At 61.8% G+C, this 20,139-nt stretch carries 21 protein-coding genes and 1 tRNA gene; 6 read left to right on the top strand and 16 right to left on the bottom strand.

What is annotated here, in order from left to right:
- The 6 genes from DFP86_RS02910 to DFP86_RS02885 all read right to left on the bottom strand — a co-directional run bounded on the left by DFP86_RS02910 (position 1) and on the right by DFP86_RS02885 (position 4,887).
- A complete protein-coding gene (locus tag DFP86_RS02910; RefSeq protein WP_133678509.1) occupies positions 1-588 on the bottom strand; it encodes a hypothetical protein in 588 nt (195 codons plus the stop codon).
- A gap of 203 nt (positions 589-791) precedes the next feature.
- A complete protein-coding gene (gene ampH, locus DFP86_RS02905; RefSeq protein WP_208108199.1) occupies positions 792-1,910 on the bottom strand; it encodes a D-alanyl-D-alanine-carboxypeptidase/endopeptidase AmpH in 1,119 nt (372 codons plus the stop codon).
- Positions 1,911-1,934: 24 nt separating this feature from the next.
- Complete coding sequence (locus tag DFP86_RS02900; protein WP_133678507.1) at positions 1,935-2,717, bottom strand: ABC transporter ATP-binding protein; 783 nt, start codon at positions 2,715-2,717, stop codon at positions 1,935-1,937.
- A complete protein-coding gene (locus DFP86_RS02895) occupies positions 2,710-3,687 on the bottom strand; it encodes a FecCD family ABC transporter permease (protein WP_133678506.1) in 978 nt (325 codons plus the stop codon). The genes DFP86_RS02900 and DFP86_RS02895 overlap by 8 nt, the downstream gene beginning before the upstream one ends.
- Positions 3,688-3,700: 13 nt before the next feature.
- Positions 3,701-4,510: a 4-hydroxy-tetrahydrodipicolinate reductase gene (dapB, locus tag DFP86_RS02890; protein ID WP_133678505.1), complete on the bottom strand. Its 810-nt coding sequence runs from the start codon at positions 4,508-4,510 to the stop codon at positions 3,701-3,703.
- Positions 4,507-4,887, bottom strand: coding sequence for an outer membrane protein assembly factor BamE (locus DFP86_RS02885; protein WP_133678504.1), 381 nt, complete (start codon positions 4,885-4,887; stop codon positions 4,507-4,509). Before DFP86_RS02885 ends, dapB begins: the two co-directional genes overlap by 4 nt.
- A 97-nt stretch (positions 4,888-4,984) precedes the next feature.
- Here DFP86_RS02885 and fur point away from each other — a divergent pair, with 97 nt between their 5' ends.
- From fur to DFP86_RS02870, 3 genes are read left to right on the top strand one after another with little or no spacing between them, the layout of a single operon-like run.
- Positions 4,985-5,422 carry a ferric iron uptake transcriptional regulator gene (gene fur, locus DFP86_RS02880; protein WP_133678503.1) on the top strand — a complete coding sequence of 146 codons (438 nt, stop codon included), beginning with the start codon at positions 4,985-4,987 and terminating at the stop codon, positions 5,420-5,422.
- A complete protein-coding gene (gene aat, locus DFP86_RS02875) occupies positions 5,422-6,123 on the top strand; it encodes a leucyl/phenylalanyl-tRNA--protein transferase (protein ID WP_133678502.1) in 702 nt (233 codons plus the stop codon). Before fur ends, aat begins: the two co-directional genes overlap by 1 nt.
- Complete coding sequence (locus DFP86_RS02870) at positions 6,110-6,844, top strand: arginyltransferase (protein WP_133678501.1); 735 nt, start codon at positions 6,110-6,112, stop codon at positions 6,842-6,844. Before aat ends, DFP86_RS02870 begins: the two co-directional genes overlap by 14 nt.
- A 64-nt stretch (positions 6,845-6,908) precedes the next feature.
- Here DFP86_RS02870 and DFP86_RS02865 read toward each other — a convergent pair whose 3' ends face one another.
- The 8 genes from DFP86_RS02865 to DFP86_RS02830 all read right to left on the bottom strand — a co-directional run bounded on the left by DFP86_RS02865 (position 6,909) and on the right by DFP86_RS02830 (position 12,881).
- Positions 6,909-7,379: an outer membrane lipoprotein gene (locus DFP86_RS02865; protein ID WP_133678500.1), complete on the bottom strand. Its 471-nt coding sequence runs from the start codon at positions 7,377-7,379 to the stop codon at positions 6,909-6,911.
- 32 nt (positions 7,380-7,411) lie between these two features.
- Entirely contained in the window at positions 7,412-8,440 is a 1,029-nt protein-coding gene (locus DFP86_RS02860) for a quinone-dependent dihydroorotate dehydrogenase (RefSeq protein WP_133678499.1), read from the bottom strand.
- Between the two features lie 65 nt (positions 8,441-8,505).
- Complete coding sequence (locus DFP86_RS02855; RefSeq protein ID WP_133678498.1) at positions 8,506-9,096, bottom strand: malonic semialdehyde reductase; 591 nt, start codon at positions 9,094-9,096, stop codon at positions 8,506-8,508.
- A 30-nt stretch (positions 9,097-9,126) separates the two neighbouring features.
- Positions 9,127-9,969 (bottom strand): flagellar motor protein MotD, encoded by an 843-nt coding sequence (gene motD, locus DFP86_RS02850; protein WP_133678497.1) that lies wholly within the window; start codon positions 9,967-9,969, stop codon positions 9,127-9,129.
- 27 nt (positions 9,970-9,996) lie between these two features.
- Complete coding sequence (locus tag DFP86_RS02845) at positions 9,997-10,932, bottom strand: S49 family peptidase (protein WP_133678496.1); 936 nt, start codon at positions 10,930-10,932, stop codon at positions 9,997-9,999.
- Entirely contained in the window at positions 10,929-11,318 is a 390-nt protein-coding gene (locus tag DFP86_RS02840) for a Rieske (2Fe-2S) protein (RefSeq protein ID WP_133678495.1), read from the bottom strand. Before DFP86_RS02840 ends, DFP86_RS02845 begins: the two co-directional genes overlap by 4 nt.
- Complete coding sequence (locus tag DFP86_RS02835) at positions 11,294-11,953, bottom strand: HAD-IA family hydrolase (protein ID WP_133678494.1); 660 nt, start codon at positions 11,951-11,953, stop codon at positions 11,294-11,296. The genes DFP86_RS02840 and DFP86_RS02835 overlap by 25 nt, the downstream gene beginning before the upstream one ends.
- Positions 11,937-12,881, bottom strand: a complete 945-nt coding sequence (locus DFP86_RS02830; RefSeq protein WP_133678493.1) for an RluA family pseudouridine synthase — start codon at positions 12,879-12,881, stop codon at positions 11,937-11,939. The genes DFP86_RS02835 and DFP86_RS02830 overlap by 17 nt, the downstream gene beginning before the upstream one ends.
- 496 nt (positions 12,882-13,377) lie before the next feature.
- Here DFP86_RS02830 and DFP86_RS02825 point away from each other — a divergent pair, with 496 nt between their 5' ends.
- Together DFP86_RS02825 and DFP86_RS02820 are read left to right on the top strand one after the other, a co-directional pair.
- The gene (locus DFP86_RS02825) at positions 13,378-16,395 is read left to right on the top strand and encodes an Rne/Rng family ribonuclease (protein WP_133678492.1); all 3,018 of its coding nucleotides are present in this window, start codon (positions 13,378-13,380) and stop codon (positions 16,393-16,395) included.
- Positions 16,396-16,468: 73 nt separating this feature from the next.
- Positions 16,469-16,544 (top strand) — tRNA-Asn (locus tag DFP86_RS02820).
- Positions 16,545-16,614: 70 nt separating this feature from the next.
- On the opposite strand, the gene DFP86_RS02815 is transcribed toward DFP86_RS02820, so the two are convergent.
- A complete protein-coding gene (locus DFP86_RS02815) occupies positions 16,615-17,067 on the bottom strand; it encodes an RrF2 family transcriptional regulator (protein WP_133678491.1) in 453 nt (150 codons plus the stop codon).
- Positions 17,068-17,463: 396 nt separating this feature from the next.
- On the opposite strand from DFP86_RS02815, the gene DFP86_RS02810 reads away from it, so the two are divergent.
- Entirely contained in the window at positions 17,464-19,146 is a 1,683-nt protein-coding gene (locus tag DFP86_RS02810) for a winged helix-turn-helix domain-containing protein (protein WP_133678490.1), read from the top strand.
- Here DFP86_RS02810 and DFP86_RS02805 read toward each other — a convergent pair whose 3' ends face one another.
- Positions 19,147-20,052 carry a LysR family transcriptional regulator gene (locus tag DFP86_RS02805; RefSeq protein ID WP_133678489.1) on the bottom strand — a complete coding sequence of 302 codons (906 nt, stop codon included), beginning with the start codon at positions 20,050-20,052 and terminating at the stop codon, positions 19,147-19,149. It abuts the gene before it with no gap.
- Positions 20,053-20,139 lie beyond the last annotated feature (87 nt).

The raw sequence follows: 20,139 nt of genomic DNA, 5'->3' as shown, positions 1-20,139 counted from the left end.
CTAGTCGCAGTGGACGGTGTGGTTCAAATTGACCGCCCAGTTGGCGCCATGCCAACCGGCATCGCCGCTGCAAACGCTATCGACGCCGCCGAGCCAGCGGCTGACATCTTGCTCCAATGGCGAGATGCGCCGGATTTCACTGCGATTGCCGGACATCGGCAGCGTGAAGGTGCGCTGGCCCAGCCCCGCTAAGCGAATGTGCAAGCGGTCGAAGTCGGGCGCTTCGGCATGCGTCAGATCCACCGAAAACCAGACAATTCTATCGGCCGCCATCAGCGGCCGATTTCCATTGGCCGGCAGTGCCTGCCAATCGGTCCGCTTTAGGTGCGCCACGGCGAAGCCACCGACGCCGTCCGCGCCTTCGCCCGATAGCCAGGGCGCTTGCGCCGCCAGGTAGCAAGGATGCTTGCCGCGATTGATGACCCCGAACAGCCAGCGTTCATGCATCATGCCCGGGGTTTGTACGGCCAATAGGCGAATGTCCAGCTGCCGTGCATCGCAGCGTGGTTGGTGAGCTTCGTCGGCCAGCGCGGCCTGGCTTGACGAGATGACGAGCAGACTGACGATCAGCAGGTAAAAGCGGCGCATGTGGCTCTCCCGTAGGTCGGTCAGTCAGTATAGATTCAGGGTGCCCAGCCTGCAGAAGCAGCCATGGCGATGTCGCGCCGGCCAGCCGGCGATAGCAACATTGAATATTTTCATCCGCTAACGTTCCTTTTTCATTATGACGCCCTTGTCGTTATACCGGGCCGCACAGGACCCGGTTAGGCATGCATTCTGAATAAGGGCGTTTAATGCTGTTGGGATAGTGCGGCAACCAGTTTATTGGCTTGGTTGATCATGCCGCGCGGCGACACGTGGCGACTGCGAGTCATGGCGACAAACACGCCGACCCGGTGCTGTGGGTTGATGGCGACATAGGTCAGGAATCCGCCGCCGCCGCCGGTTTTCTGCAGCATGGCCGGTTGGCCGTCGCGCGCTTCCATGTAGACCCAGCCGAGTCCCAAAGCATCCGCCTGACCGGCGTGATCCATGCCGTTGATGGCGCGCAAATCCTTGCGGCGATAAACCAGTTGCTGGGCGCGTTGCGCCACGATGCTCTTCGCACGCAGCTGCGACTGCAGCCAAAGTGCCATGTCGTGCGGCGTGGAATAGATGCCGCCGCTGCCGTCGGCGGGTTGGGAGTCGGTGCAAGGGCTGGCATCGATGCCTTGCATCAACCGAGCGCATTGCGCAGCCGTCGGCGAGAAGGTGGTGCTGGTCATGCCCAGCGGTGCGGTGATCTTTTCTCGCAGCAGCACCGGGTAAGGCTTACCGCCCGCGCGAGCCAAGGCGTCGGCCAGAAAATCGAAGGCCAGGTTCGAGTAGGCCGCACGCGAGCCCGGCACGGCATTGAGGCGCCCGTTCGCCATCCATTGCCAGCGCTGCCCTTCGGTCGGCCAAGAGAAGACCGGGGCATCGGCTGGCCGCTGGCCGGGCATTTCGCGCGGCAGACCGCTGGTGTGGGTCGCCAGGTTGACCAGGCGGATGATCTGTCCCTTGCCGCCTTGCGGCACGACCACACCGGCCGGTGCATACTTTTGTAGCGGGTCGTCGAGAGTGAGCCGGCGTTCGGCAGCCAGCGTCACCAGCACTTCGCCGGTAAACAATTTACTGATCGAGGCGATACGGATCAGCGTGTCCGGCTGCGGCGGTGTACGGTTGCCGTAGCGGGTCTCGCCCAAATAGCGTTGCCAGGTCTGGTTGCCATCGACCACCACGACGGTGAGGCCGACGGGCTGGCCGGCCTGTTGCAACTGTCGGGCGTATTGGTCGATCAGTTTGGTTGTATCTGCGACCGAAGCGGCCTGCCCGAGTACGGGGAGAAGCCCAAGGCTCAGCCCCAAGCGGATGAGTTGGCGTGTTCGCAATTGAAATCCTCGAATTGGGTGGTATTAATCGCGCTCGTCGGTTCCGGAGAGCGGAACGAAAGCGCGCAGTTGTTCGTCTTGGCTGATCAGCTCGGCTAGCCGGACGCCGTAGATGGCCTCCAGCCGCTCTTTGCGCATGACCTCGCTCGGTGTGCCGAAGGCTGCACCGCAGCCGTTTTTCATCAGTAGTATCCGGTCGGCATGGCGGCCGGCCAGATTCAAATCGTGTACCACCGCGACGATACCGATGCGATGGGTTTGCGCGAGTTCGCGCAGTTGTGCCATGAGGGCATCCGCCAGCCCGAAATCCAGTGCGGCGGTCGGTTCGTCGAGCAGCAGCAAGCGCTGAGTCGCATCCGAGCACAGCAGTTGTAGTAGCGCCCGTGCCAGGTGAACCCGTTGGCGCTCGCCGCCTGAAAGCGTTTCCAAGCGCCGCTCGGCAAGTGCGTCGCAGCGCATCAGCCGCATCGCATCGCGCCAATCGGCCTGGCGACCGGCAGGTAGGTAGCCGCCCATCATGACCAGCTCTGCCGCGCTGAACCCCGGCTGCCAACCGGGTGCCTGTTCGACGACGGCGCGCAGGCGCGCCAACTCCCTGGCGCCCAGCCGATACGGGTCGTGGCCGCATAGCCGGATTTGGCCGCTCGCCGGCATCCTCAGGCCGGACAGCAGGGATAGCAGTGTGCTTTTGCCGGCACCGTTCGGCCCGATGATCAGGGTGAGTTCGCCACAGGCGGCCGTGAGCGACAGGTCGTCGAGCAAGGTGAGCCCATCGTGCCGAAGCGTCAGGTGGCTGGCCTCAAGCATGACGACTCCGTCGACCGCTTTGTCGCAGCAGCCACAGGAAGAAGGGGGCGCCGGCGAGGCTGGTGATGACGCCGACTGGCAGCTCTGCCGGGTACAGCAGGCTTTGGGCCAGCCAGTCGGCCAGTAGGGCCAACCAGCCGCCGATCAGTGGCGCGGCGATCTGTAGGCGGCGCGCGTGGCTACCGACCAGTTGGCGCGCCAGATGGGGTGCCATCAGGCCAATGAAGCCGACCATGCCGCAGTGGGAAACCACCAGTGCGACGGCCATGGCCGCGAACAGTACCACACGTGCGCCGCCGCGGCGCGGATCGAAGCCCTGGTGGAACGCCGTCTCCGGCCCCAACTGCAGGAGGTTGAGCAGGCGCCACTCGCGAAACAGCAACCAGACAAGCCAAGGGGCCGCAAGCAGGAACAACCGCGCTTGCGGCCAGTCGGCGTTGGCGAAGCTGCCCATCAACCAGAATGTGATAGTGCGTAGCGACCCATCGGGCAGGGTTGTGATCAGTAAGGTCAGTAGGCTGCCGAAAATGGCATTGACGGCGATGCCGGCGAGAATCAGTCGATCGTTGTCGACCGACTGCCGGCTGATCAGGCAGGTGAGGCCCAATGCGCCCAGACCGCCGGCGAAGGCGAGCAGCGACACCCAGGTAACCGGCAGGCCGAACTGCAGTGCCAGCGCCGCGGAGAGCGCGGCGCCGCCGCTGATGCCGATCAGACCCGGCTCGGCCAGGGAGTTTCTGAAGCGAGCCTGGATGGCGCCGCCGGCTGAGGCCAAGAGTGCGCCGGCGAAGAAAGACAGAACCTGGCGCGGTAGGCGCAGTTGCCACAGGAGTTGACGTTCCACCTCGGTTGGGGAAACGAACAGCGCCAAGCCGACGCTCGGGTGACTGCCTGGGGCGAGGACGAGTGCGGCGCCTGCCGTTAGCGCAATGGCGACGGACAGTAGCAGAACCAGCGTGAACAGGCGCATCTGACAGCTCGGCTTAGTGGAGATCCAGGACGTCCTGCATGCTGAAGAGTCCGTGGCGATGTCGTGCCAGCCAGCCGGCGGCACGCACGGCGCCCTGAGCGAAAGTGGCGCGGCTGGATGCCTTGTGGGTGATCTCGACACGTTCGCCGATACCGGCGAACAGCACGGTATGGTCGCCGACGATGTCGCCGCCGCGCAGGGTGGCGAAGCCGATGGTGGACGGATCGCGCGCGCCGGTAACGCCTTCGCGACCGTAGACGGCGCAAGCCGCGAGATCGCGTCCGAGTGCGTCGGCGACCACCTCGCCCATGCGTAGCGCGGTACCGGACGGCGCATCGACCTTATGGCGGTGATGGGCCTCGACGATTTCGATGTCGTAGCCCTCGGACAACACCCGGGCGGCGATATCGAGCAGTTTGAAGGTCAGGTTGACGCCGACGCTGAAATTGGGGGCGAAGACGATGCCGACGCGTTCGGCTGCCTGTTCGATGGCGTGCTTGCCCGCCGCGTCGAAGCCGGTGGTGCCGATCACCATGTTGACGCCGTGCGCGACGCAGGCTTGCAGATAATCCAGCGTGGCCTCGGGGCGGGTGAAGTCGATCAGTACGTCGGCGCCTTCGAGCGCCGCCGCGACATCGTGACTGATGGCCACGCCGCACTCCCGGCCGAGCGTCAGTCCGGCATCGCGCCCTTGTTCGGGCGATTCGGGCCGGTCGAGCGCCGCATGCAGGCGGAAGGCTTGTGGCTGGTCGAGTACCGTTTCGATCAGGCTTTTGCCCATGCGCCCGCCGGCGCCGACGATCACGACGTTGAGCGGCTTCATGGCTTGGTCGCCGCGGCTGGCGCGGAAGCGTTCAACGGCACGACTGGCACCTCAGGCGGCATGGCGTCGCCGTCGATCTTGTTCAGCGTGTCGCCGGAGAAGGTGACCGTCAACAGCTTGTCGGCGACCTTCGTGCCGTTCTGGAACAACTGGTATTTGTAGTCCCAACGGTTGGCGTGGAAGCTGTCGGCGACCAGCGGCGTGCCGAGCACGAAACGCACCTGCGAGCGGGTCATGCCGAGCTTCAGGCGGGCGACATCGTCCTGGGTGATCAGGTTCCCCTGTTGGATTTCCATGTGATAGGGGTGCCAGTTCGCGGGGTTGAGATAGGTGCAGCCTGAAAGGGCTATGACGGCGACGAGGGTCAGGGCGCGCATGAGACTCCACAACGAGTAGCGAAAAATTCGGGATGAATTAGGCAAACCAGCCAAAAGGCATTATGATGGCCCAAATCTGATGCCACTTTATATCACGATGAGCAAAGCCAGTCACCTCAAAGATATCGGGCTGAAAGCCACCGGGCCCAGGCTGAAAATCCTGGATCTGTTCGAGACCACCGGATTGCGCCACATGTCGGCGGAAGATGTGTATCGCCGTTTGTTGGCGGAAAATATCGACATCGGCCTGGCCACCATTTATCGCGTGCTGACCCAGTTCGAACAGGCCGGCATCCTGGTGCGCCACCATTTCGAAACCGGCAAGGCGGTATACGAATTGAACCAGGGCGGCCACCACGATCACATGGTATGCGTGCAATGCGGCCGTGTGGTCGAGTTCTTCGACCCTGAAATCGAGGCGCTGCAGGATCGGATCGCCGGCGAGCATGGCTTCCGCATCATGGAGCACGCGCTGTATATGTATGGCGAATGCCCTGAGTGCCTGGGCAAGCATGGAGCCGGGCAGGAGCGCTGATGCTTCCCTGGCTTGGGCGCGCGCCGGTCTTCCCGCCGTCTGAATCCGCGCTGGACGACCCGCCCGGCCTGCTGGCCGCTGGCGGCGATCTGTCGATCTCCCGGCTTCTCGCCGCCTACTCGCAAGGTATTTTCCCCTGGTACGGTCCGGACGAGCCGATTCTTTGGTGGAGTCCGGCGCCGCGCATGGTGTTGTTTCCCGATTGCCTCAAGGTCAGCCGCTCGCTGGTCAAGACCTTGCGCAATACCCGTTATGAAATCCACGTCGACACGGCTTTCCGGCAGGTGATGCAGGCCTGCGGCGCGCCTCGGCGCGATCAGCGCGGTACCTGGATCGTGCCTGAGATGGTCGACGCCTATTGCCGGTTGCATGAGGCGGGTTACGCCCACTCCTGCGAGACCTGGATCGACGGCGAATTGGTCGGCGGTTTGTATGGCGTATCGCTTGGCGGCATGTTCTTCGGCGAATCGATGTTTTCCCGCTGCCGAGATGCGTCGAAGCTGGCGTTCGTCCACTTGGTACGTCATTTGGCGGCGCATGGTTGCGGTATGATCGATTGCCAGATGTACACCCCGCACTTGGCAAGCCTAGGTGCAGGTTTGATCCCGCGCGACGAGTTTCTTGCTACTCTGAAAGAGCAGATCGCCAGATCGCAGCCGATCAACCTGTGGGATTATCGTTACCGCAATGAGCCATCGTGACGCCGGCCAGTTTGTGGCCATTCATTTCTACGCGACCGCGCCCTATGCCTGCAGCTACTTGCCGGGGCGCGAGGCGCGTTCGCAGGTGGCCATCCCCGCCGAGTCCATCGACCGCCGCGTCTATAGCCAACTGGTGCAGTTGGGTTTTCGTCGTAGCGGACTGCATACCTACCGTCCGTATTGCGATCTATGCCAATCCTGCGTGCCGGTTCGGGTATTGGTGCACGATTTTGCGCCGGACCGCAGCCAGCGCCGCGCTTGGAAGCGCCATGGCCACCTGTCGGTGCGTTTGTTGCCGCTCAAGTATTCCGCCGAACACTATGCGCTCTACCGCCGTTACCAGGCGGCGCGCCACCATGGTGGCGGCATGTCCGAGGACGATCCGGCGCAGTATGCGGAGTTCATTCTGAAAAGCGGCGTCGAGAGTTGGTTGGCCGAGTTCCGCGACGGCGAAACGCTGAAGATGGTCAGTTTGATCGATCGCCTGGACGACGGTTTGTCGGCTGTGTACACCTATTACGAACCCGACGACGCGCATGCCAGCTACGGTGTTTACAACGTGTTGTGGCAAATCGATCTTGCGCGCCAGTTGGGCTTGCGCCATCTGTATCTTGGCTATTGGATCGGCGAAAGCCGCAAGATGGCCTACAAATCGGGCTACCGTCCGTTGGAGAGGCTAAGCGGCGGACGCTGGGTGTCTTTCGATCCAACGCGGCCGTGACGAAGCAACAACGCCCCATTCCGGGGCGTTGTTGCTGTGGGGGTGTCCTGCGGTCAGGACCGTATCACTCGCTAGCCGGCGTGACGCGGTCGGTGCCGCCACCGGACAGTACTTGTACGCGCTGCTTGGGCACTAGCTGGACGTCGATGTCCTGCACGATGGAAATCAGACGTCCGCTGTCGAGCCTGACGGTGATTTGCAGCGCATCCTTGGTGCCCAAGCTCTTCTGCGCCGCCTGGGCGCCGAAGCCGCCAGCCAGTGCGCCGACGATGGCGCCGGCGGCATTGGCGTTGCTGCCGTTGCCGAGATTGTGGCCGGCCAAGCCGCCCAGTGCCGCGCCGCCCAAGGTCAGCAATCCGTTATCGTTGCCTTCGCGCTTGACGCGCTGCACCGAGATCACGGTACCCAATTGCACGGTTTGCGCTTGGCGCATCTGGTTTTGCGAGTAGACCGTTGCCGAGTCGCTGGCACAGCCGGTCAGCATGCCGGCGCTGAGCAGGGCGCTCAGCGCCAGGGTCATTGCTTTTTTATTCATGTTCAAACTCCCTTTAAACGAATTCAGTCAAGCTAGGGGTGAGTGCGCGTCGCGATCGCCCGAACGGACTCCGCGACCAATTCGGGACCGCGATAAACCAGTCCACTATACAGTTGCACCAGCGTGGCGCCTGCGGCGATTTTATCTGTGGCATCGCGTCCGCACAAAATACCTCCTACGCCTATGATAGGCAAAGCGCCGTCGAGTTCCATCGCTAATTGCTGGATCAGCGCGGTCGACCTAGCCGTCAGCGGCTTGCCAGACAGGCCGCCCGCCTCGGCGGCGTGGCGATGACCGGCGATTTCCTCGCGGGACAGCGTGGTATTGCCGGCGATCACGCCATCGATTCGATGCTCGACCAACTGGCGCGCTATCTGGGCGATCTGCGACGCGTCGAGGTCTGGCGCGATCTTGACCGCCAGCGGCACGTAGCGTCCATGGCGGTCGGCCAGCATCTGCTGGCGGGTTTTCAATGCGTTGAGTAGCGAGGACAGTTCGTCGCCCTGCTGCAGCTGGCGCAAGTTTTTGGTGTTGGGCGAGGAGATGTTGACTGCGATGTAGTCCGCATGCTGATACACCTTGTCCATGCAGGCAAGGTAGTCGTCGGCCGCACGCTCGATCGGCGTGGCGGCGTTCTTGCCGATGTTGATGCCCAGCACGCCCCGGTTGCGGCGGTGGCGGACGTTCTCGACCAGCGCATCGACGCCGAGATTGTTGAATCCCATGCGGTTGATGATGCCCTGATGTTCGACCACGCGGAACATGCGCGGTTTGTCGTTGCCGCTCTGGGCGCGGGGGGTGACCGTGCCGATTTCGATGAAGCCGAAGCCCAGGTCGAATAGGGCGTCGATGTGGGCGCCGTTCTTGTCCAACCCGGCGGCCAAGCCGACGGGGTTGGCGAACTGGATGCCCATGGCCGTGACCGGTGCCGCGATCGTGGCCGGCGTGGCCAGTCGCATCAGGTGCAGACGGTGTGTCAGGTCGAGCGAGCGCAGTGTGAGTTCATGCGCCTTTTCCGGGTCGAGCTTGAATAGCAGCGGACGCAACAGCGGGTAGAGCATCGCGGTTTTTCTCCAGCAAAATGCCCGGCGTGCGCCGGGCATGGGAATGGGAAGCGCAGGCGATTTTACAGGATCTGGCAGACTTCGTTGAACTCGAAACGCGGCGAGCGGCCGTAGAGTCGACTTGCTTCGCCGTAGCCGAGGTTGATCAGGAAGTTGGTGCGTACGCTGCTCTGCGGGAAAAACTCGGCGTCGATCAGCGCGGCATCGAAGCCGGACATCGGTCCACAATCCAGACCCAGCGAGCGCGCGGCCATGATCAGATAGGCGCCTTGCAGCGAACTGTTGCGGAATGCGGTCGAGCGGATCAATTCGTCGTGGCCGTTGAACCAGCTTTGCGCGTCGGCATGGGGGAATAGACGCGGCAGATGCTGATGGAAGGCCAGATCCATGCCGACGATGACGGTGATCGGTGCCTCTTGGGTTTTCTCCAGATTACCCTCGGCCAAGCATGGCAATAGCCGGGCCTTGGCCTCGCTGCTGGTGATGAAGATAAAGCGGGCCGGAGAGCAATTTGCGCTAGTCGGGCACTGCTTGAGCAGCTCGAACAATTGGTGCAGCAAGGCTTCCGGAACCGGGCGCTTTTGCCAGTGGCTGTGCGTGCGCGCATTGTAAAACAGCTGATCCAGGGCCGATTTTCCGATGGGGGTCGTCATGCGGGGTCTCCCGTTGTCCGCGAGGTTGTCTTATTGCGCAGTCGGCGTCGTCGCCTGTGGGGCCGAGGCTGCCGCGAAGTCCTGTAGTGCTTTCATCTGTTCGACCGGCAGCGACTGTCCCGGCGTCGACGAAACGTCATTGGTCAACACCGTGATCGAGACGCGGCGGTTGCGCGCTCGGCCATCGCTGCTGCCGTTATCGGCCACCGGCATGTTCTCGGCACGGCCGACGGCCACCAAGCGTTGCGGCATCACGCCGTTTTCCTGGAACAGGCGCACGACGCTACCCGCCCGTGCGGCGGACAACTCCCAGTTGGATGGGAAGTTGGCGGTCTTGATCGGCACATTGTCGGTGAAACCCTCGACGCTCACCGAGTTGTCTACCCGGGTCAACAGCGCGGCGAGCTGTGTCATGACCTGGATCGAACTGGTCGAAGGTTGGGCCTGTCCTGTTTGAAACAGCGCACTGTCCTTGATTTCGATCTCGATACCCTTGGTCGTCTGAGAGATTTTCACCTGGCCGCCCTTGACCAGCGGCTCCAGCACGCGACGCATATCGGCCGCCAGGCTGCCGAGCTTGGCCTGCTCCCGAAGCAGGGCGTTGCTTTGCACCGCCTTGGCGATCGGCTTGGTTTCCGGTACCTGTATCAAGGTATTCGCAGAGCCGCTGGGCGGGGTGTTGCTCATCGAGATGTTGGTGCCGGAGCGGAAAGCGTTGACCAGCGAAGTGGACAGCACGCGATATTTACCTTCGTTGAGCGAGGAGATCGCATACATCACCACGAAGAAGGCAAACAGCAGGGTAATGAAGTCGGCATAGGAAACCAGCCAGCGTTCGTGGTTATCGTGATCGTCGGGCAGTTTGCGGGCCATAGCGCTTTCCTTTTTTGATGCGTGTCCTCAGAACAACCGGGGGTCGAACAAGCTCTTGAGTCCGGTGCCGAACGCTACCCCGAAACGGCGTGCCACACGGCTGCCCAGATCGTCGGTCGGCGTGAAATCCTCGGTCTGATCGGTCTTCAATTCGCTCAGCGCCACCGATGCCACGGTGCCGTAGCCATCGGCCAGGCCGAGCGGGATGCTCTTCTCTCCAAGCCAGATCAGGCCGCTGAACATGTCGGGCGTTTCCTTCAGTCGCGCGCCTCGGCCATCGCGTACCGCCTTGATGAATTGGGCGTGGATGTCGTCGAGCAATTGCTGGCGGACGACCTCCTGCTTCGGATTGACCGGAGAGAAGGGATCCCCCATGGCCTTGTTCTCGCCGGAGGTCTTCAGCCGTCGGTCGATGCCGAGCTTATCCATCAGGCCGGTGAAACCGAAACCATCGGACAGTACGCCGATCGAGCCGACGACGCTGGCTTTGTCGACGAAGATCTTATCGGCCGCACTGGCAATATAGTAGCAACCCGAGGCGCACATCTCCTCGACGACGACGACGACCGGAATGCTCGGATGCAGTTTTTTCTGGCGACGGATCTCGTCGTAGACCATGCCGGACAGTACCGGGCTGCCGCCAGGGCTGTTGGCGCGCAGGATGATGCCGCGCGTGCCCTTGTCGGCGTAGGCGTCGGCGAGTCCCTGGATCATTTTCTCGGCGGTGTCGTTCTCGCTGCTGATTTCGCCATCCAGTCGCAAAATAGCGGCGTGACCGGTGCCGGTCAGGCGCGAGACCGATTTGTCCTCGCCACGCCAGAAAATGGAGGCGGCGATGGCGGCGAATAGTAACAGCCAGGAGAGGCGGAAGAAGATTTTCCAGCGGCGGGCGCGCCGCTGTTCGACCAGCGCGGCGCCGGCCAATTGTTCAAGCAAGGTGCGTTCCCAGTTTTGATCGCTCACTCAGTGGACTCCGGGTTGGGGCGGACGGGGGCTGTGATTGGTTTGACATAATATATCATCCCGTTCGCCTCTTTGGTTGTAAGTGGCAAAAGCCGCTGTCCCCTGCATGGGCCGCCGATGCACAAGCCACTGTCGGGCAGATAGCGTGCGCCGTGCAAGCTGCAGATCAGAAAATGGCCGCTCAGGTCGAAAACTTCGCCCTCGCGCCAGTCCAGTTGCACCGGCATGTGACGGCAGGCGTTGATGTAGCCGTACACCTTGCCTTGGTAGCGGATGACGAAGGCCGGCAGGTTGCGCGGTTCTGCCGGAATCTCGAAACGAAAAGCCGTGCCCCGCTCGAGCACGGCATCCGATGCGCAGATCAGGCAGTTCGGGTCTTCAGCCATGCGTAGAGCGCTCCGAAGTCTTCGAACAGGCCAAGGTTGGGGCAGCTCGCCAATTCGTCGCGCGAATGCGCGCCGCTCAGAACCCCGGCGGCATGCGTGCCGGCGGCTTCGGCCATCAGCAGATCGTGGGTGGTGTCGCCGATCATCAGCGTGCGTGCGGGTTCGGCGCCCAGTTGCGCCATCAGTTCCAGCAGCATGGCCGGGTGCGGTTTGGACGGGCAGTCATCCTGGGTGCGCGTGGCGGCGAATACCGGCACCAGGTTGGTGGCCGCGAGCGCGCGTTCCAGGCCGCGTCGGCTCTTGCCGGTGGCGACCGCGAGTAGCGCGCGGCCGCCCGACAGCTCGCTCAATGCCTCGGGTACGCCTTCGAACAGGTCGATCTCTTCGTCGCCGACGAAGAAGTGCTTGCGATAGGCGGCGATCATCTCCGGGTAGCGCGAGGAGGGCAGGTCGGGGCAGGCGGCCGACAGCGCCTCGGCCAGGCTTAGCCCGATGACCGCGCGCGCCTGGCGCGCATCCGGTACCGTCAGGCCGAGTTCGGCGCAGGCTTCTTGAATGGCGCGCGCGATGTGCGCGGTGGAGTCCATCAGCGTGCCGTCCCAATCGAAGACGATCAAATCAAACGTTTGGCTCATCGTTTTGCAATATGTCCAGGAAACGTTGCAGTTCGGGTGGCAGCGTCGCCGACAGTTCCAGCGGCGCACCGGTCAGCGGGTGAGGCAGGCTCAGGCGCCAGGCGTGCAAGAACATGCGTTTCAGCCCGCGCTTGGCCAGGGTCTTGTTGAGTGCGAAGTCGCCGTACTTCTCGTCGCCGGCGATCGGGCAGCCATTGGCGGCCATGTGCACGCGGATCTGATGCGTGCGGCCGGTGCGCAGCCGGGCTTCGACCAGGGTGAAGTCGCGAAAGCGTCGCTCGATATTGAAGATCGTGTGGGCGGTGAGGCCATCTTCCGCGACCTTGACCATGCGTTCGCCGTCGGCCGTGGTGAATTTGTAGAGCGGCAGCTTGACGTGCTTGGTCTGTGCGTTCCAGTGGCCGACGCCTAGCGCCAGGTAGCGCTTATCGGGCACGTTCTCGCGCATCATATCGTGCAATTTGACCAGCGCAGAACGCTTCTTGGCCAGCATCAAGAGTCCGGAAGTCTCGCGGTCGAGCCGGTGTACCAGCTCCAGGTAACGGTATTCCGGGTGTCCGCGGCGCAATTGTTCGATGACGCCGAACGAGACGCCGCTGCCACCGTGCACGGCCACGCCGGCGGGTTTGTCGATGACCAGCATGGCGTCGTCCTCGTAGACGACGGGGAAGGTGGCGCCCGGTACCACGCTCTCGCCGCGCTCGGCCAAGCGAATCGGTGGAATGCGCAAGGTGTCGCCGGCCTCTAGGCGGCGCGAGGCGTCGGCGCGCCCCTTATTCACGCGTACTTCGCCGGAGCGGAGAATGCGGTAGATATGGCTTTTCGGCACCCCTTTAAGCAGGCGTACCAAGTAGTTGTCGATCCGTTGTCCAGCCGCTTCTTCGCCGACTTGATGGAAGGAAACGGAATCTTTGCGAATATCAGTCATTTTGCTTATACTTCCTGCGCTTGACCAAAAAAATGGTCACGGCGAAACCTGCAGAGCAAGGTCGCGAGCGGTGTCCGCTCAAAGACGCTGCTGCTGTGCAGCGATCCGGCCGGCAGGGCGATGGCCCTGACCTGACGCCGCTATCTGCACATGCAGCCGAGGTTAACTCGCTCACCGAAAAGCAGCGATGGTAATGCATTTGGACACATAGCGCACTCACCAGTATTCCATCTCCTGATGCATAAGCCAGTCAGGGGTTGCCATAGCAAAGTTTGACCCGGCACGGGCGGCATGCCGTCGAAAGGTCCACGCAGGACGGATCGGCGCGCGATAGAAAACTATGCATCGTCCGTGTGACGTACTTCAGGAAGTCGGCTTGATATATTGATTTACTTTGTTCTTTATACAAACACTTCTTTCGGAAAGCGCCCATTTTAGCCACTGGGCCGTCAAATACTTGCTGTGCCTTGCGTGAGTGCCGCGCAAGGAAAATAAAATGAAACGGATGTTATTTAACGCAACGCAAGCTGAAGAGCTGCGCGTTGCGATTGTCGATGGGCAGAAGCTCATCGATCTCGATATCGAAACGGTCGGCAAGGAGCAACGCAAAGGGAACGTCTACAAGGGCGTGATTACTCGAATCGAGCCCTCGCTGGAAGCCTGCTTTGTCGATTATGGCACCGAACGCCATGGTTTCCTGCCTTTCAAGGAAGTCTCCCGCGCCTATTTCCAGAACTACGATGGCGGTCGTCCGCGCATCCAGGATGTGCTGCGCGAAGGCATGGAAGTCATCGTCCAGGTGGAGAAGGACGAACGCGGCAACAAGGGCGCGGCGCTGACCACCTATATCAGTCTGGCCGGCCGCTATTTGGTGTTGATGCCCAATAATCCGCGCGGTGGCGGCGTTTCCCGCCGCATCGAGGGTGAAGAGCGCCAGGAGTTGAAGGATCTGCTCGGCCAACTGGAAGCGCCTCAGGGCATGAGTCTGATCGCCCGTACCGCCGGTATCGGCCGCAGCTTCGAAGAGCTGCAATGGGACATGGGCTACCTGCTGCAATTGTGGCGTGCCATCGAGGGCGCCGCCGGGGCTCAGAGCGCGCCGTTCCTGATCTTGCAGGAAAGCAGCCTGGTGATTCGCGCCATTCGCGACTACTACCACGCCGATATTGGCGAAATCCTGATCGATACCGACGAAATTCATGACCAGGCCCGCCAGTTCATCAGCCACGTCATGCCCAATACCCTGAGCCGTGTGAAGTTGTATAAGGATCAGGTGCCGCTGTTCTCCCGTTTCCAGATCGAACACCAGATCGAAACCGCTTTTTCTCGCAGTGTGCAGCTGCCGTCGGGCGGCGCCATCGTCATCGATCACACCGAGGCGCTGGTATCGGTCGACGTGAACTCGGCGCGCGCCACCAAGGGTGCCGACATCGAGGAAACCGCGTTCAAGACCAACCTCGAAGCCGCCGAAGAAATCGCTCGCCAATTGCGTTTGCGCGACCTGGGCGGGTTGATCGTCATCGATTTCATCGATATGGAAAGCGCCAAGAACCAGCGCGATGTCGAAAACCGCCTGCGCGAAGTGCTCAAGCATGACCGCGCTCGTGTTCAGATGGGCAAACTGTCGCGCTTCGGCCTGCTTGAGCTGTCTCGTCAGCGCTTGCAACCGTCGCTGGGCGAAACTAGCCATCAGCCGTGCCCGCGTTGCCATGGTATCGGCTTTATCCGCGGCACCGAATCCTCGGCCCTGCACATCCTCCGCATCATCCAAGAAGAGGCGATGAAGGAAAACACCGGTGCCGTGCATGCCCAAGTGCCGGTGGACGTCGCTACGTTCCTGCTGAACGAGAAGCGCGCCGAGATCCACATGATCGAAGAGCGCCTGGACGTCAGCGTGGTGTTGATCCCGAACATCTACCTGGAAACGCCGCATTACAAGATCGTTCGTCTGCGTCACGACGACCTGACCGAACTGGGCGATGCGCCGAGCTATAGCCGCGTCGAAGTCCAGGAAGAAGACATTGTCACCAACTTCGGCCAAGAAAAACCGAAGGTCGAACGCCAAGAAGCGGCCGTCAAGGGCATTACGCCGCAGCAGCCGGCGCCGCAGTCCGCCGCACGCACGAGCGAACGCGCCATCGCCGCCGAACCGGGTCTGCTGGCTCGTTTGGGTGGCTGGTTCAAGGGCTTGCTGGCCAGCGAGGAAGCTGCGCCGGCCGCTCCGGCCAAAAAATCGCCGCAGGTGCGCGAAGCACAGCGTCCGCCGCGTCGTGGCGGCGATCGTCGTCCCGCAGCCGCACAGGGCCGCCGCGAGCAACCGGCTCGCGATGACCGTCGCGCGCAATCGGGTGAGGATGGCAACCGTCGTCGCAGTGGGCCGCAGCAGGTAGAGGGCCGACCGGGGCGCCAGGAGCGTGCCGAGCGTCAGGATCGCAACGAACGTTCCGATCGCGGCGAACGTACGGAGCGCAACGAACGGCAGGAACGCACTGAGCGTCCGGAACGTAACGAACGGCAGGAGCGCACCGAACGTCCGGAGCGCAATGAGCGTCAAGGGCAGGAGCGTAGCGAGCCGCGTGCGCGGCGCGAGCGCGAGCCTCGCGAAAACCGCGAGGAGGCCGTGAACGACGCGCCGCCGCGCGCAGAGCGTCAGCCGCGTCAGCAGGATGTGCCGTCGCGTCGCCGTCAGCCGTTGCCGGTGGACGAGGAGCAGATCGAAACTGTTAAGCCTGTCGAGGTCGATGGCGTGAATCAAGCAGCCGCCGAGACGGCGGAGTCCGGAGAGCGCGCCGAACGCGGCCGTCGCCGTCGTAGTCGTGGCCGTCGTCGCGATAACGCCGAGCAAAGTGCCGAGCAGTCCTCCGAACCGAGCGCGAGCACCGAATCGGCTGCAGAAGATGCCGCTGCCGAGGTGCGGGAAGAGGCGGTTTCGCATGAGAAGCCATTGCCCCTGAGTCCGGTTCCGGAAGTCGTGGCCGAGCCGGTTGTCGCCGCACCGGTCGTTGCCGAGCCGGTCATTGCCGCACCGGTCGTTGCCGAGCCGGTCATTGCCGCACCGGTCGTTGCCGCACCGGTCGTTGCCGCACCGGTCGTTGCCGAGCCGGTCATTGCCGCACCGATCGTTGCCGAGCCGGTCGTAGCCGCACCGGTCGTAGCCGAGCCGGTAGTCGCCGAGCAGGTTGTTGCCGAATCGGTGGTCGAGCCTAAGTCGGAGGTGGCGTTTATGCCGTCGACACGGGTCGAGGCGATTGTCGCCTCCGAAGCGGTGGTTGCGATCGAGCCCGTTGTCGCCGCGGTCGAGGCGACGCACGAGGCAGCCGAGCCTACACCGGTCGATCTTGGTCAACTGGTCATGGTCAACACCCGGGCCGCCAGTGCCCCGGCGGTCGTAGAGCAACCGGAAGATGATTCGGCCAGTCGTTTGCGCCGTCGTGACGCGCTGCGTCAGACTGCGCCGGCCTCGTCGGAAGCCGCGCCATTGCAACAGGTGGAGACGCGCCCCGATCAGCAGTAAAACGGCAGGCCCCGATCAAAAGGGGCTTGACATGAGGGATGTGGGTCAGTAAGATACGCGTCTCTCAGGCAATTCCCTGATAGCTCAGTTGGTAGAGCGACGGACTGTTAATCCGCAGGTCGCAGGTTCGAGCCCTGCTCGGGGAGCCACCCAATACAAAATCCCAGTCGAAAGACTGGGATTTTTGCTTTTCGGGGTTTTAATCCCACAGGTGGGGCGTTAGTTGTGCGATGCGCGCTGTTCGATCGGCAGTAAGCGGATGATCGCAGAACGATTGCCGAGCATATCCGCCAACGTATAGCGGTCGAGCACTGCGTAAAAAGCCTCTTCAGCCTCTTGCAGCATCGGCTTCAGTTGGCAGACCGGTGCGATGCGGCACTGGCCTGTGCCGCCTTCAAAGCACTCTACTAGCGGTTGTCCTTGCTCGGTCTGGCGCAAGATCTCGCCCAGATTGATCTGCGAAGCTGGTCGCGCCAGGCGCAGGCCGCCATTTTTGCCTCGAACCGTTTCCAACAAGCCGAGCACTGCCAAGCGATGGACCACCTTCATTAAGTGGTTCTCCGATATACCGTAGCCACTGGCAATTTCGGCGATGGTGAACAACCGAGTTGGATCGGTGGCGCTGTAAATCAACACGCGTAACGCATAGTCACTGAATCGAGTCAGATTCATAGGAATTTCCGTCAAGTCGACATCTGATTTTACCTATGTTCCTCAATGGTTGCGTCATATCTTCAATCATGAACGCACTATTGCAGTGTTGTTTGATGATTATTTACCAGACGAGACGTCAAATATGAATGGCCAAGCATTGACGGGTTGGATGGGCTTTTCAGGTATATAACCACGCCGTCCTTCAAACGACGGTCGTCCAGACGAATTGTGCCCGGCATTATCTACCTGTGCCATGTTTCGGGCCCATTGCCATTCTGACAGTCGTGACCATGGCTTTCAGAGTCATCCGATATGTGATTCTTACCAATCTCTTCATTATTGCCCTAGATGAATGTTCTGGCAGAAGGCAGAGCAGATCCGATCAAAATCTTTATTCTTGGGTGGAAGTGAACGATGAACAGGGATCATGTATTGACTCATGATTATTTATTCGACGATTTTGTACTGCATGCGAATGGTGCGATGAGCTTCCATGGCCAGGATGTTTCTATTCCGCCCAAAGAATTGCAGGTCTTGATCACCTTGCTGGAGAGCAAGGGCAATTTGGTGCACAAGAATTTCATCATCGATAAGGTCTGGGGCGACAATCTGGTCGGCGACGAATCGCTGACGCGCTGCATCTATTCGCTACGCCGTCTGCTGCGAGAATCCAAAAACAACCGGTTCATCGAAACCGTGTACGGCAAAGGATATCGTTTTTGTAAGGCGGTGACGCCGGTGCAGCGGCAACGTAACCAGGCCCAGGGGTGCAAGCTTGCCATCCTGCCGTTTTGCGATGGGGAGCGCAATGAGGCGCAATTGCTGCACGCGCGACTGATGGATGCGATTAGCAGTCGCCTGCATGCGGGCATATCGATGGTTCCCGCCGTATTGACGCGCTGGCAGAGTTTGCCGGATGACTTGTTGGTGCTGTGTCGGCAACTGGAGCTCGATTGCTACCTGACCGGCGAATTCTGTCAGGACGGCGACCAGCGTCTTTTGACCATTGAACTTGTCGATGCGCTTGGACAAAGCCTGCTGTTTCGCGAGACATTCCAGCCCGGCACGAACGAGATGTGGAGCCAGCAGATGGACGCGATTGCCGAGCGTATTTTATCGCGGCTGCCGCAGCCGAGCAGCGAACCGGTCAGGCCGGCCGATGGCGAGGTGATGGTGTCCCATGTGATGGCAAGGCGTAGTCTGCGCCGACGAGAGCATGGCGACTTGAGCATGGCGCAGCAGTATCTGCAGATGGGCCTGATGCAGGATCCATTGCATGTCCCCTCGCTGGTTGCCATGGCCGAAACATCGCTGGCGCTGGCCATGCAAGGCGCTGTCTGGCCGGTGCGCGCTTTCAGCGATGCGCGGCGGTCGCTCGAGAAGGCGCTCAGCTTGGCGCCCAACCATGCCACCGCGCTGAGCGTGATGGCTTGGCTGACGCGGCTATCCGGCGATAACGAATCCGTGGCCATCAGCTTGCTGCACCAAGCGCAAGGCCAGCCCGGTGCATCGGCGGAGGTTTGTTGCTACCACGCGCTGCATCATATCGCGCGTAGCGAGTACGACGGCGCGCTCGATATGCTGCAAGCTAGCCTGGCGCGCGATGCGGGGCTGGCGCCGGCGTGGCTGTTGAAGTTGTGGGTGCTGTATGTCATGGGGCGGTATGAGGAGGCGCATGACTTCGCGCTGGAGCAGCTGGAGCAGGGGCAGCCGGCGCCATTATTCCAGGCTGTGCACGCTTTGGTGATGGCCGAATTGGGTTGCCACGACCAGGCGCATCTGCATGCGGGCAGCGCCATCCAGGCGGCCCCCGACAATTTGCCGGAAGCCATCATGCAGCAGTGGGTTGGCGCGATATGCCAACAACCGGGTGAGGCGTCTGAATTACTGTCTCGTTGGCTGGGAGAGGCCAGGACTCGCTACTGCTGTCCGGGGCTACTGGCCTGTCTGGCACTGGGCTTGGGCGAGGAAATTCGGGCCGGTTCCTTGATCCGGCTGGCGCGCGAGCAGCGCTGTGTGTGGTGGCCGCTGGTCAAGGGGCTGCCGCGTATGGCGGCATTTTTGGCTAGTCAGTCGCCGGAGACTTGTTGGGTCTGATCAATTCGGCCGTATCGGGCGGTGGGCGATCAAGGTGTCGATCAGTAGTCGGGTGCGGGCCGGCAGACGGCGTTGTGCCGCGACCGCATGCATCTGCGGATCTTCGCCGCGCGCGGAGACCAGGCGAAACTCGCCGCATACCCGGCAGAGGCGCCCCTGTGCCACCAGCGGCTCGGCCAGCCAGTCGGACAGGCGCGCAATACCCAGGCCTGCCTCTACCGCGGCCAAGAGAGCCAAGCCGTTGTCGAGTCGGTGGCTGGCCCGCATGTTGAGGGTAATTTCTCGCCCATTGCCGACGAAATTCCACGCGCGCAGGATGCGCGGCGCGGTGTGCATCAGGATGACATGCTCGTTTAGCGCCTCCGGGTTTGCTGGCTGGCCGTGGCGTGTCAAATAGCCTGGGCTGGCATATAGGTGTCGACGGTAATGCCAGAGCGGGTACCCGATCAGCTCGCTGTCTATGGGAAATGCACCCCGAATGACCAAATCCAATTGCTCCTGTACGGGGTCCAGCGTGGTGTCGCTGTAGCGGATGTCGAAGCGCAACTCCGGGTAGTGCAAGGTCAGTTCTGTCAGCACCTCCGGTAGGATGCGGCACGAAAGAATCTGCGGTGCGGCCAGACGCAGCCAGCCTCGCGGCGTGGCGCGCAAGCGCGATAGCTCTTCGTCGGCCGCATCTTGGATGTGCAGGATTTGTCGTGCCGATTCGAAGTACAGTTCCCCGGCGGGCGTCAGGCTGAATTGGCGCGACGAACGGGCCAGCAGTAGGGTGTTGAGTTCATTTTCCAACGCTTGCACCGCACGGGTGACTGCGCTGGGGGATACCCCCAACGCGCGCGCGGCGATCACGAAGCTTTTGCGCTCTACCACCATACAGAATGCCTTGATGTTCCAGAGCGATTTCATGCCGCGCCTCTCGCTGAAGAATTTTATATTATTGCATTTTTTGCAATATGAAGTTGCAACATGAAGGGGGTGGAACACGCTAAGCTG

It is taken from the genome of Paludibacterium purpuratum (genome assembly GCF_004363805.1).
Classification (GTDB): domain Bacteria; phylum Pseudomonadota; class Gammaproteobacteria; order Burkholderiales; family Chromobacteriaceae; genus Paludibacterium; species Paludibacterium purpuratum.
Note: the sequence above shows the minus strand (reverse complement) of the source record. Positions and strands in the feature narration are given on the sequence as shown.